Here is a 13,570-nt window from a genome sequence, read left to right as displayed (position 1 = left end):
CTTGCTGGATAACGCCGCTAGGCAATGTTTCGGAGCAAGTGATGAATAAGTTCAACGACTGGCCAATCCGCCGCAAACTCATGTTTGCCTTCTGTCTGAGTGCCGTGCTCACCGCATTACTGGGCGGTTTGGGCTTTTCGCGCATGAAGCAGATGCAGAGCGAAACCACCTTGATCAACCAGGACGTGGTGCCGGTGTTGAGCCGCCTGTCCGAGTTGCGCGGTTTTGCCGGCGAATTCCGCGTCTACGAAGTGGGCCAGTTCCTCAATCTGGAAGACCCGGAGCGCTACGCGTATTTCTTCAAGCGCATGGATGAAATCCAGGCCAAGTACGCCGACACCCAGAAGCAGCTGGACGCCAAGATCGATGCGGCCTCGCCGTTGAAGGCCGAGTACGCCAGGCTCACCGATGCCAGCGCCCGCTATTTCGCCGCCAACCAGCAGCTGCGCAAGCTCTATGCAGAGCCCGACCGCGCCGCTGCGATGGAGTTCTCGCGCAAGCAATCGGGCGAGATCCGCAAGGAACTGTTCGCCTCGGTGGACAAGCTGTATGCACAACAGTCCAAGGCGCTGGGCGACATGGTGACTGCCAGCGCCAGCTCGTTCAAGCTGACCAGCGCGGTGCTGCTGATCGGCACCTTGCTGATGGCCGCCCTGTCGGTGACCTTCGGTTGGTTGATCGCGCGCAGCATCACCAGCCCGCTTGCCAAGGCGCTGGGCGCCATCCAGGCGGTCTCGCGCGGCGATCTGGGCGTGCAGGTCGGCAAGACCAGCAAGGACGAGATCGGCCAGATGCTGGAAGCCACCGGGGGCATGACCCAGATGCTGCGCCGTTTCTCCGACGAAACCGCGCGCATGTCGCACCTGCATGCTGCCGAAGACATCACCCACCGCATGCCGGAAGATTTCCCCGGCGTGTACGGCAACCTTGCCACCGGCATCAACACGATGATCTTCGAGCATCTCGACGCCATCATCGATGCGGTGCGCATCCTCAATCAATATGCCCAGGGCGACCTGAGCGAAGATGCGCGTCGCCTGCCGGCCAGCCGCGCGGTGCTGCATGAAGCGATGGATGCGGCCAAGGCCAGCTTGTTGTCGATCAACACCGAGATCAAGCACCTGGCGCAGGCGGCCGCCTCCGGCGATTTCAGTGCGCGTGGCGATGCGCAGCGCTTTAAGTACGACTTCGCCGTGATGGTGTCGGATCTGAACTCGATGATGGAAGTCAGCGACCGCAACCTGGGCAAGCTGTCGCAGCTGCTCGGCGCCGTGGCCGAGGGCGACCTGACCGCGCGCATGGACGGGCAATTCCACGGCGTGTTCGCACGGCTGCGCGACGACGCCAACGCGACCACCCAGCGTCTGACCGACATCGTGGGCCGCATCAAGCACTCCACCCTGGCGATCAACACGGCCGCCGGCGAGATTGCCGCCGGCAACAACGACCTGTCGCAACGTACCGAACAGCAGGCGGCCAACCTGGAAGAAACCGCCGCTTCGATGGAAGAGCTCACCTCCACCGTCAAGCAGAACGCCGAGCACGCGCGTCAGGCCAACCAGCTGGCCATCGGCGCGGCAGGCGTGGCATCGCACGGCGGCAACGTGGTCGGCCAGGTGGTCACCACCATGTCCGGCATCGAAACCTCGTCCAAGAAGATTGCCGAAATCATCAGCGTCATCGACGGCATCGCGTTCCAGACCAACATCCTGGCCTTGAATGCCGCGGTGGAAGCGGCGCGTGCCGGCGAGCAGGGCCGTGGCTTTGCCGTGGTGGCCTCGGAAGTACGCACGCTGGCGCAGCGTTCGGCCGGTGCAGCGAAGGAGATCAAGGGCCTGATCGACGACTCGGTGAGCAAGGTGGCCGAAGGCTCGGCACTGGTGAATCAGGCCGGCAGCACCATGGCCGAGATCGTCTCCTCGGTGCAGCGTGTCACCGACATCATGAGCGAAATCTCTGCCGCCTCGCAGGAGCAGTCGGCCGGCATCGAGCAGGTCAACCAGACCGTCACCCACATGGACGAGGCCACCCAGCAAAACGCCGCGTTGGTGGAAGAAGCCACCGCCGCTGCACGCTCGATGGAAGAGCAGGCGCAGCAACTCACCGAAGCGGTGGCGCTGTTCCGCCTCTCGGCCGAACTGGAAGCGGTCACCCGCGCAACGCCGGTGGTACGCCAGATCGCCGCCAAGCGCCCGGTGGCGGCCAGCACGCCTGCCACCAAACCGCATGCCGCGCGTCCGGCGGGCCGCGCAGCAGTGGCAATGGCGCCGTCCAACGAATCCGATTGGTCCGAGTTCTAAGCGCGCGAGACGGCTGCGCTCACCGCCAGGTGGGCGCGACCTGTGCCGGGTCTGGCAAATACTACGTAGGTATGCGGATCCTGAAGTCGGTCTCCGAGTGTTGGACTATTCGCCATGTTGTACGGTCGTTAAATCAGCCGCATGGCCTTGAAATGGCAACTGTTATCGAAGCCGCGCCCTCAAAAAGCGCGGCTTTCATTTTGGCGCACAGTCGAAAACAGACTCTTCAGTACGATTCAATATAATATTAGATAAATTTTATATTTGAATTAAATTTATACTGTAGAGCTCGGATTGACAACTGTAATCCACAGGGAAAACTCCGGCAGAATAAAAATTTATTTCACAAGCCTAACTTGAGTTATATTTTTTTTGATTTCGAGGTATTCAGTAGATGCTCTCAAGCGCCGTTATTGGGCATAGCGAGACGTCAGACTGCACTCGACTGGCGTTTCCGCATCGCTTGCTTTTATCGCGCAACGCTTGCCAGGAACCCTGTCATGACCTCACTTCTTCAACGTTACAACGTCGGCCCACGTCTAGCGGCCGCCTTCGCTGTGCTGATTGTGCTGTCGGGCCTGATCGCCTTGATCGGTTATCGCGGATTGACGTCAGCACGTGCTTTGGTCGACGGCATCGTGAACCAGAACATGGAGAAGATTCGCCTGTCCAACGACATGATGAACGCCAATTTCATTATCGGCACGCAGCTGCGCAATCTGGTATTGCCTACCAGCGATGAAGAGAATCGCCAGTTCGTCGCCAAGATCCAGTCTGCGCGTGCCGACTACAACAAAGCGCGCGAAGCGTTGTATGCCATGCCGGCCTCGGAGCAAGGCAAGATCCTGCGTGCAGAGATCGATGCGCGCCGCGCCGAAGTCAAGGGTTTGAATGACAAGGTCATGGATCTGGTGATGACCGGTCACAGCGACGAAGCACTTCCCTTTCTGCTGAACAAGGCGGCGCCCGCCATGCAGGTCTGGCAGGACAAAATTGCCGAAAACATCGCCCTGCAGGAGAAGCTGGCAGCCGATGCATCGGCTGTCGCATTCAAGTCCATGGACGACTCGCGCAAGTTGCTGATCGGCGGCTCGCTGCTGGTCGTATTGTTGAGCGGCGCCCTGGGCGTGCTCATCACCCGCAGCCTGACCCAGCCGTTGAGCCGCGCGACCCGCGCTGCAGAATCCATCGCCGACGGCCAGCTGGACAACGACGTGGACACCCACTTCAACGACGAAGCCGGGCGCCTGCTCAAGGCGATGAGCAAGATGCAGCTGCAACTGCGCAGCCTGATCGACGCGCAGATCGAGATGGCCAAGCGTCATGAAGAAGGGCAGATCAGCTTCCGGATGGATGCCACTTTGTTACCGGGCGACTATGGAAACATGGCGCGTGGAACAAATGAACTAGTTGCAGGGCATATCGAAACAAAGATGAAGCTCATGCAGATCATGGCGAGGTATGCCGTCGGCGATCTAAGCGAGGACATGGAGCGGCTGCCGGGTGAGAAAGCGCTGCTGACCCGCACGATGGACGAAGTGAAGGCCAACCTGTCTGCGATGAACCACGAAATCAAGCACCTGGCGCAAGCTGCGGCCAATGGCGACTTCAGTGCCCGCGGCGATGCAGAGCGGTTCCAGTACGACTTCCGCGTGATGGTGGACAGCCTCAACACCTTGATGTCTACCGCCGACGGCAACCTGCAATCGCTCTCGGGCTTGTTGCAGGCGATCGCTGCCGGCGACCTCACCGCCCGCATGAGTGGCGAATTCCACGGCGTGTTCGCGCAGATGCGCGACGATGCCAATGCCACCGCCACGCAGCTGGCCGAGATCGTCAGCGGCATCAAGGCCTCGGCTACGTCGATCAGGGGTGCGGCAAGCGAAATCGCCGCTGGCAATCAGGACCTGTCGCAGCGTACCGAGCAGCAGGCTGCCAACCTGGAAGAAACCGCTGCCTCGATGGAAGAGCTCACCTCCACCGTCAAGCAGAATGCCGAAAGCGCACGCCAGGCCAACCAGCTCGCCATCGGTGCGGCCAAGGTGGCCTCGCAGGGCGGCGAGATCGTCAGCAAGGTGGTTGGCACCATGAGCGGGATCGAAGCCTCGTCCAAGAAGATCGCCGACATCATTTCCGTCATCGACGGCATCGCGTTCCAGACCAATATCCTGGCCTTGAACGCGGCCGTGGAAGCCGCACGCGCCGGCGAACAGGGCCGTGGCTTTGCGGTCGTGGCTTCGGAAGTGCGCACCCTGGCACAGCGCTCTTCGGGCGCGGCCAAGGAGATCAAGGACCTGATCGACGACTCGGTGCAACGGGTGGCCGAAGGCTCGGTGCTGGTGAACAGCGCCGGCACCACCATGGGCGAGATCGTGGCCAGCGTGCAGCGCGTCACCGACATCATGGGCGAGATTTCCGCGGCCTCGCAGGAGCAGTCTGCCGGGATCGAGCAGGTCAACCAGACCGTGACAAGCATGGACGAAACCACCCAGCAGAACGCTGCGCTGGTGGAAGAAGCCACCGCTGCAGCACGCGCAATGGAAGAACAAGCCCAGCAACTGACCGAAGCGGTGGCACTGTTCCGTCTGTCGGCGGACATGGAAACGGTGACCCGCACCGCGCCGGCGGTGCGCCAGATTGCCGCCAAGCGTCCGGTTGCGGTGAGCAAGCCTGCAATCAAGCCGCCTGTCGCGCGCCCGACGGCACGCGCCGCTGTCGCGTCGGTCGCAAACGACGCGTCCAATTGGGCCGAGTTCTAATACCGGCCCCGGGGCTGCACCTGGACACCGCGCTCGCCGGCGAGCGCGGTGTTTTTTTATGGGCAGTGCTTCTGGCGCCAGGCGCATTGCCGGGCATCACATGCGTCGCGGCAGCACGGCCGCATGGGGCTTGCGCACACACAAAAAACCTCCGGTGGCGCCTGCACTGACGCCCCGCCCCGGCTTTGCATGCGCTTGATCAGACCGGGGTGCCATCGCCAACAGCCCGCATCGGCAGAGCCCGCTTTTTTCGAACATAAATGCCATCGAAATTGCGTGACGAATGCGTGACGAAACTCTTCAGTCGAGAGTGGTTGCGCCGCTAGCTATGTCAGCAACGAGGCACGCCTGCGAGCGCGAGAACGCCTCACTGCACTGCGCCACCACACGGCCGATCACGGGGGACCGAACGGATGGCTCCCACTACTCAGATTGTTACCACCTCAAGGCACATTCGATGAAACAGCTAAGTCTTTCGACACAACTGGCACTGGGTTTCGGCACAGTTGTTCTTGTGCTCTTGATCGTCGCAACGGTAGGCCTACGTGGGCAGTCCCAGCTGTCGGACGCGGTGGCCATGAACGACCACACCTATCAGGTCATCGGCACCGGCCGCGCCATGTCCATTGCCACGGTCAACATCGAGACGGGCGCGCGCGGCTTTATGCTGTCCGGGCAGGACCAGCATCTCACGCCGTACAACAACGGCAAGGTGCAGTTCGAACAGGAATTCACCAACGCCAAGACCTTGACCGCCGACAACCCGGTGCAGCAGGAACGCCTGCAGCGCCTGCATGCGGCGTATGAGCAGTTCATGGGCTTTGAGGACAACCTGATCGCGCTGCGCGGCAAAAGCAGTGATACAGAGCTGTCCGCACTGCTGACGCAATTCAAGGCCGGCCATGAACGTGCGGCGATGGGCCAGATCCGTCAGCTGCTGGTCGACTTCGAAGCGCAGGAAAACGAATTGCTGGTCAAGCGCAGCGCAACCTTGAAGGCCGCCAAGGCCAGCAGCCGTTGGTCGATGATCATCGGCAGCGGCGTCGCGGTGCTGGTGGCGCTGGCCAGCGGCTGGCTGATCCGTCGTCGCCTGATCAATCGCCTGGGTGAGGCCTCGCACGTGGCCGATTCGATTGCCGCCGGCAACGTGTCCATCAGCGTGGACAGCAGCGGCACCGACGAGACTGGTCGCCTGCTCGCCAGCATGAGCAAGATGCAGCAGCAGTTGCAGAAAGTCTTGCACGGCCAGCAGGAAATGAAGCGCCGGCACGATCAGGGCGAGCTGAACTTCCGCCTGGACGAAGCAGCGTTTCCTGGCGACTACGCCACCATCGTGCGCGGCAACAACGACCTGGCCGCCTCGCATGTGGCCGTGATGATGCGGTTGGCGCAGATCATGGGCCAATACGCTGTCGGCGACCTGCGCGAAGACATGGAAGCCCTGCCCGGCGACAAGGCCGTTCTCAGCGACACCATGGCCAAGGTCAAGGGCAACCTGTCTTCGGTCAATCACGCCATCAAGCACCTTTCCCAATGCGCCGCCAATGGCGACTTCAGCGCCCGCGGCGATGCCGAGAATTTCCAGCACGACTTCCGGGTGATGGTGGAAAGCCTCAACACCTTGATGGCCACTGCCGACGGCAACCTGCAATCCCTCTCGGGCTTGTTGCAGTCGATCGCTGCCGGCGACCTCACCGCCCGCATGAGCGGCGAGTTCCATGGCGTGTTTGCACAGATGCGCGACGATGCCAATGCCACCGCCGTGCAGCTGGCCGAAATCGTCACCGGCATCAAGGCGTCGGCCATCTCGATCAAGGCCGCTGCCAGCGAGATCGCTGCCGGCAACAGCGACCTGTCGCAGCGTACCGAACAGCAGGCTGCCAGCCTGGAAGAAACGGCCGCCTCGATGGAAGAGCTCACCTCCACCGTCAAGCAGAACGCCGAAAGCGCACGCCAGGCCAACCAGCTCGCCATCGGCGCGGCCAGCGTGGCCACCCAGGGCGGTGAGATCGCCGGCCAAGTGGTCGAAACCATGGCCGGCATCGAGGCCTCGTCCAAGAAGATCGCCGATATCATCTCCGTCATCGACGGCATCGCCTTCCAGACCAATATCCTGGCCTTGAACGCGGCGGTGGAAGCGGCACGTGCCGGCGAGCAAGGCCGCGGCTTCGCCGTGGTGGCTTCCGAAGTGCGCACGCTGGCGCAGCGCTCTTCCGGCGCCGCCAAGGAGATCAAGGACCTGATCGCCGACTCGGTCGAACGTGTGGCCGCCGGTTCGGTGCTGGTCAATACCGCCGGCAGGACCATGGGCGAGCTGGTGACCAGCGTGCAGCGGGTCACCGACATCATGGGCGAGATCTCTGCAGCCTCGCAGGAACAGTCGGCCGGCATCGAACAGGTCAACCAGACCGTCACCCAGATGGACGAAACCACCCAACAGAACGCCGCGCTGGTGGAAGAAGCCACTGCCGCCGCGCGCTCGCTGGAAGAACAGGCGGTCGGATTGACCGAGGCCGTGGCGGTCTTCAAGACCGAGCAAGGCACCACCAGCACGGTCCGCACGGCATCCGTCGCCAAGGCGGCGCCGGCCGTGCGCGCCAAGCTGACCTCGATCGGCGGCAGCGCTGCCGCCAAGCCGCGCGCGGTTGCTGCATCGACGACCGTCGACACCAGCTGGCAGGAGTTCTGATCAGCACGCACTGGCGTCGGTGGGAGTGCTCACTGATGCCGTGCGCCAGGCAGCCGCTCCACACATCAGTCGTTGCAACACGCAGGGCCCGAGCCAGCATATGCAACCCGCATGCGCTGGCTCGGGCCCTCATTGCATTGATGGGCGCCGCTGGCGATGGGCCAGACTGCTGCGCCCTGGAGGGCGTCGACTGCCAGCGCGAACCGCCAGGGCGACACGCGCCTGCAGCCGGCACGCGTCGGCTGACTTGCCCCTTTCTGATCGGCCCTTCCCCAAAGACCCACTGGAACATCAGCCGCAAGGTGGCATTGGCGCCCCGACCGGCGTGCATGTCGAGCGCCCTTCCCTTCGCGCGCGCTCATCGCTGCTGCACCTCGCCCGGCAGGGCCTTGCATCGGCACGCGTCGCTGCCCGCTTCCGTGAACGATGCCAGCTATAACAAACGCTAAATAGCGAGCTCAAGTATACGACCAGGTCGCCGCTACCTGCCCTGCAATCGGGACGGAGCCGACGCACGCCAGCAGCGCCAGCGCCAGGCGTCATGCGGCCGCCCTAGCTTGCAGCGGGTGCCGACCGTGATCGCGAGGCCGCCGCCGTTGCCTCCAAGCGCCTCCCTCTCCTCCTTCCCGGCAGGTATGTTTCATGATCGGCTTTCTCCAACGCTATAACGTCGGTACCCGCCTTTCCGCAGCGTTCGGCTTTCTGATCCTGTTGTCCTGCGGCCTGGTGGTCGCGGGCCTGATGACCTTGGCGCAAGCGCGCGGGCGCATGGATTCGATCGTCAAGCGCAACATGACGATCCTGGAATATGTCGGCGAGATGCGCAGCGCCAGTGCGGACATTGCCGTCAACCTGCGCAACATCGTGCTGCCGACCACGCAGGAAGAGAACATCGGCTTCGCAAAAATCGTCGAGCAGCAGCGGCAGTACTACAGCGACATCCACGACAAGCTGTACGCCATCCCGCCGTCCGACGCCAATGGTGCGGCAATGCGTCGGCAAATCGATCTTGCCCGCGAAAAGGCGCGTGCCGCCAATCAGCAGGTGCTGGACCTAGGCATGAACGGCAAGCCCGACCAGGCGCTCAGGGCGCTGATGCAGCAGGCCGCACCGGCAAACCAGCAATGGCAGGACGCGCTCAATGCATATGCCGCACGCCAGCGCAGCCGTGGCGCGGCGGCCTATGCCGATGCAAACACCGCGATGGATCGTGGCCGGGCATTGCTGATCGCCGGCGGCCTTGCGGTGATCTTGGTCAGCAGCCTGCTGGCCTGGTGGATCACCCGCAGCCTGACCCAGCCGTTGAGCCGTGCCACCCGTGCCGCCGAGGCCATCGCCGAAGGTCGCCTGGACAGCGACGTGCACACCACCGCCACCGACGAGCCGGGCCGGCTGCTCAGCGCCATGGCCAGGATGCAGACGCAGTTGCAGCGTTTCTCCGGCGAAACCACGCGAATGATCGCGCTGCACGCCGACAAGGACATCAGCCACCGCATGCCGCAGGACTTCCCCGGCGTGTATGGCGAACTGAGCAAGGGCATCAACACGATGATGTTCGAGCACCTGGACGCCATCGTCGATGCCATCGAAGTGCTCAACGAATACGCACGCGGCGATCTGCGCCGCGATGCACGGCGCCTGCCAGGCAGCCGCGCGGTGCTGCACGAATCGATGGATGCGGCCAAAGCCAGCCTGCTGGCGATCAACACCGAGATCAAGCGCCTGGCCAGCGCGGCGGCTGCCGGCGACTTCAGCGCACGCGGCGATGCGCAGCGGTTCGAGCACGATTTCCTGCGCATGGTGCAGGACCTCAACGCGATGATGGAGGTCAGCGACACCAGCCTGGGCAGCTTGTCGGCACTGTTGCAATCGATCGCCGCCGGCGATCTCACCGCCCGCATGCACGGCAACTTCCACGGTGTATTCGCCAAGATGCGCGACGACGCCAACGCCACCACCGAACAGCTCACGCGCATCGTGGTGCGGATCCAGGGCGCGGCCGGCAGCATCAGCGCGGCCACCGGCGAAATCGCCGCCGGCAACCAGGATCTGTCGCAGCGTACCGAACAACAGGCCGCCAACCTGGAAGAAACCGCGGCCTCGATGGAAGAGCTCACCTCCACCGTCAAGCAGAACGCCGAAAGCGCACGCCAGGCCAACCAGCTTGCCATCGGCGCCGCCCGCGTTGCAGCGCAAGGCGGGCAGATCGCCAGCAAGGTGGTCGAGACGATGAGCGGAATCGAGTCTTCGTCCAGGAAGATCGCCGACATCATCAGCGTCATCGATGGCATCTCGTTCCAGACCAACATCCTGGCGCTCAACGCCGCGGTGGAGGCGGCGCGCGCCGGCGAACAAGGCCGCGGCTTTGCCGTGGTGGCCAGCGAAGTGCGTACGCTTGCGCAGCGCTCCACCGCAGCGGCCAAGGAGATCAAGAGCCTGATCGACGATTCGGTGCAGCGCGTGGCCGAAGGCTCGCTGCTGGTGCACAGCGCCGGCACCACCATGGCCGAAATCGTGACCAGCGTGCAGCGCGTCACCGACATCATGGGCGAGATCTCCGCGGCCTCGCAGGAGCAGTCGTCGGGCATCGAGCAGGTCAACCAGACGGTCACCCAGATGGACGAAACCACCCAGCAGAACGCCGCGCTGGTGGAAGAAGCCACTGCCGCCGCACGCGCGCTGGAAGAACAGGCGCTCGGATTGACCGAGGCCGTGGCGGTCTTCAAGACCGACAGCAGTGATGCATCGCAGGCATCGCGTGCAGCCTCACGACGCCCGGCAGCAGCGCCCGCGCTTTCGGCCAGGGCGGCGGCAGCCGGCCGCGCCCCTGCCGCCACGCTGCGCGCCGTCGTCGCTGCGCCCAGCAACGACAGCAGCTGGCAGGAGTTCTGAACAGATCGCCAGCACTGACTGAACCGGACGGGTCGGCAGCGCTGCTGATCCGTTAAAGGCGTACACCTCCTTAGCCGATAGCCTGCTTACATCCATGAGACGCAACAATGACCACCTCACCCACCCTGTCGCCGCAGACCGTTCCCGCTTCGCCACGCCGCTGGACCAGCCGTTGGGACGACCTGGCCATCGCCAGGAAACTCGGCATCATCGGCGTGCTTGCGTTGGTGGGGCTGGTCATTCCGGTGCTGCTCTATAGCGGCAAGCTCAATGAAAGCGTCGCCATCAGTAGCAACGAATTGCGCAGCTACGCGCCGCTTGGCCAAATGCTGGGCCTGATCACCGACCTGCACGCAGCCCATGTGGATAGCGGCAGCGCCGCCAAAGACGCCGCGCAGCGCGCCGAGCGCGATCTCGCCCAGCTGCTCGCCACCACGGCCGGCATGCCCGGCTTCGAACGCAGCCAGAAGCAATTGCTGGCCTTGCAGCAGCGCCATGTTGCCGGTGCCGCCGCAGAAGGCTACGCCGCCGTGAGCGAGCAGGCCTTCGCCGCGCTCGATGCATTGCGCGACGACAGCCAGCTGGTCTACACCCCGTACATCGAGAGCTACCACCTGGTGGTGTCCACGCTGATCTACAGCCCCGAGACCACCGAATCGCTGACCCGTCTGGACGCCGCCAGCGACCCCTCGCAGGCGGGCGACAGCCGCGCCATGCTGCGCGAGCAGCTCGATCAACTTGACCGAAACCATGTGCGTTTCCGCCATGAACTGGACAAGGCGATGGGCTTGTTGGAACAGCCCGACCCTGCGCTGGCCGATGCCGCCAAGGCCGAAGCGACCCAGGCAAGCGCCGCACTGGCTGCACTGGGGTCCGCCCTGGACGGCAGCGATGCCAAGGCAGACGCACAGTGGAATGCCGCACTCGATGCGCTGGGCCAGACCATGCGGGACCTCAGCAACGTGTCCCTGCAAGCGCTGCAGCGGCAATCCGAACGTCACCTGGTCGACGCACGCAACGCGATGTGGCAAGCGATCGCCGGCCTATCGGTGCTGGCGCTGCTGATCGCCGCGCTGTGCTGGCACACCTTGTCGCGCCTGACCCGCAATGTGCGCCGCGCCGCGACGGTGGCCGCCAATATCGCGCAGGGTCGGCTGGACGATCAGGTCAGTGCCGCCGGCCGCGACGAAACCGGTCAATTGCTCGACACCATGCGCCAGATGCAAGGGCAACTGCAGCGCGTGCTCAGCGCGCAAAGCGAAATGGCGCAGCGCCACGATGCCGGCCAGATCAGCTACCGCATGCAGGCAGACAGTTTCCCCGGTGCCTACGCCACCATGGTGCACGACACCAACGCGCTGGTGGGCTCGCACATTGCGGTCAAGATGAAGCTTGCGCAGATCATGTCGCGCTATGCCATCGGCGACCTGAGCCAGGACATGGAGCGCCTGCCTGGCGAAAAGGCCGTGCTCACCGACACCATGGATACCGTCAAGGCCAACCTGTCGGCGATGAACAGCCAGATCAAGCTGCTTGCGCAGGCCGCAGCCAATGGCGATTTCAGCGTACGCGGCGACGCACAGCGCTTCCAGTACGATTTCCGCGCGATGGTGGACAGCCTCAATCACTTGATGGCCACCGCCGATGCGAATCTGCACGCGCTCTCGACGGTGTTGCAGGCGATTGCGGCGGGCGACCTCACCGCCCGCATGCACGGCGATTTCCATGGCGTGTTCGCGCGCATGCGCGACGACGCCAATACCACCGTGACCCAGCTGGCCAATATCGTCGGGCGCATCCAGCAGTCCACCAATGCCATCAACGATGCCGCCAGCGAAATTGCCACCGGCAATCAGGACCTGTCGCAGCGCACCGAACAGCAAGCGGCCAATCTGGAGGAAACCGCTGCCTCGATGGAAGAACTCACCTCCACCGTGCGCAACAACGCCGAGCATGCGCGCCGCGCGAACCAGCTGGTGGTCGGTGCGGCCACGGTCGCCTCGCAAGGCGGTGCGGTGGTGGGTGAGGTGGTGGGCACCATGGCCGGCATCCAGACTGCATCCAAGAAGATCGCCGACATCATCAGCGTCATCGACGGCATCGCCTTCCAGACCAATATCCTGGCCTTGAACGCGGCGGTGGAAGCGGCACGCGCGGGCGAACAAGGCCGTGGCTTTGCGGTGGTGGCCAGTGAAGTGCGCACGCTGGCGCAACGCTCGGCCGGTGCGGCAAAAGAGATCAAGCACCTGATCGAGGACTCGGTCAGCCGCGTCGAACACGGCAGCCAGCTGGTGGGCCAGGCCGGTCGCACCATGCAGGACATCGTCGATTCGGTGCAGAACGTCACCACCATCATGCATGAGATCAGCGAGGCCTCGCAGCAGCAGTCGCAAGGCATCGAACAGGTTGGCCAGACCGTCGCGCAGATGGACCAGGCCACCCAGCAGAACGCCGCGCTGGTGGAAGAAGCCACCGCCGCCGCCCGGTCGATGGAAGAACAGGCGCAGCAATTGCGCGATGCGGTCTCGGTGTTCCAGTTGCAGGCCGGGTCTGCGCATCGCCGCCTGGGCCACGCTGCCTGAGGCAACGCCTGGCGATCGACCGGCCCCTGGGACGCTGCGCGCACGCCTGCGTCCCACCTTGGTCACTGCCCGCTGCCTGCATCGGTCAGGCACCGGCGCAACGGCCGCACATCCTCAACGTGTACGCGCTTCGCCCAGTGCGATCGGCAGAGCGCTATTGCCAGCGCGCAGGCGTCGAGCGGCCTGCGCGGGCGCAGATCCAAGCCACACATGCCAAACCGCCCTGGATCCAGACGCCTGCTGGGCTGTCAGGCCTGTGAGCAGGAAGTGAAGGCGCGATCTTTCAGAGCCCCAGGAATGCCCCGTTTGACAGGCATCTCCAGGCGGTTGTGCACACCAGGCTCACCT

Annotated in this window: 5 protein-coding genes and 1 pseudogene; all 6 read left to right on the top strand. The window is 63.8% G+C overall.

Annotation, left to right across the window (positions count from 1 at the left end):
* Positions 1–41: 41 nt before the first annotated feature.
* The 6 genes and pseudogenes from AC1POX_RS10510 to AC1POX_RS10485 all read left to right on the top strand — a co-directional run bounded on the left by AC1POX_RS10510 (position 42) and on the right by AC1POX_RS10485 (position 13,222).
* Positions 42–2,300, top strand: coding sequence for a methyl-accepting chemotaxis protein (locus AC1POX_RS10510; RefSeq protein ID WP_042841309.1), 2,259 nt, complete (start codon positions 42–44; stop codon positions 2,298–2,300).
* A 500-nt stretch (positions 2,301–2,800) separates the two neighbouring features.
* A complete protein-coding gene (locus AC1POX_RS10505) occupies positions 2,801–5,059 on the top strand; it encodes a methyl-accepting chemotaxis protein (protein WP_372357159.1) in 2,259 nt (752 codons plus the stop codon).
* Positions 5,060–5,636: 577 nt separating this feature from the next.
* The gene (locus AC1POX_RS10500) at positions 5,637–7,748 is read left to right on the top strand and encodes a methyl-accepting chemotaxis protein (RefSeq protein WP_122273540.1); all 2,112 of its coding nucleotides are present in this window, start codon (positions 5,637–5,639) and stop codon (positions 7,746–7,748) included.
* Positions 7,749–7,904: 156 nt separating this feature from the next.
* Positions 7,905–8,197, top strand: a pseudogene (locus tag AC1POX_RS10495) (hypothetical protein).
* Positions 8,198–8,390: 193 nt separating this feature from the next.
* Positions 8,391–10,640, top strand: a complete 2,250-nt coding sequence (locus tag AC1POX_RS10490; protein ID WP_372357068.1) for a methyl-accepting chemotaxis protein — start codon at positions 8,391–8,393, stop codon at positions 10,638–10,640.
* Between the two features lie 107 nt (positions 10,641–10,747).
* A complete protein-coding gene (locus AC1POX_RS10485; protein ID WP_372357067.1) occupies positions 10,748–13,222 on the top strand; it encodes a methyl-accepting chemotaxis protein in 2,475 nt (824 codons plus the stop codon).
* The last annotated feature ends 348 nt before the right edge of the window (positions 13,223–13,570 follow it).

Source organism: Xanthomonas sp. NCPPB 3442 (assembly GCF_056725145.1).
The sequence above is the reverse complement of the archived record's forward strand: the minus strand, read 5'-3'. Positions and strand labels throughout refer to the sequence as shown.

What these genes read in the sequence shown, in the direction of transcription:
- AC1POX_RS10485 (WP_372357067.1), top strand. Translation starts at nt 10,748, where the DNA reads ATGACCACCTCACCCACCCTGTCGCCGCAGACCGTTCCCGCTTCGCCA.
- AC1POX_RS10490 (WP_372357068.1), top strand. Translation starts at nt 8,391, where the DNA reads ATGATCGGCTTTCTCCAACGCTATAACGTCGGTACCCGCCTTTCCGCA.
- AC1POX_RS10505 (WP_372357159.1), top strand. Translation starts at nt 2,801, where the DNA reads ATGACCTCACTTCTTCAACGTTACAACGTCGGCCCACGTCTAGCGGCC.
- AC1POX_RS10500 (WP_122273540.1), top strand. Translation starts at nt 5,637, where the DNA reads ATGAACGACCACACCTATCAGGTCATCGGCACCGGCCGCGCCATGTCC.
- AC1POX_RS10510 (WP_042841309.1), top strand. Translation starts at nt 42, where the DNA reads ATGAATAAGTTCAACGACTGGCCAATCCGCCGCAAACTCATGTTTGCC.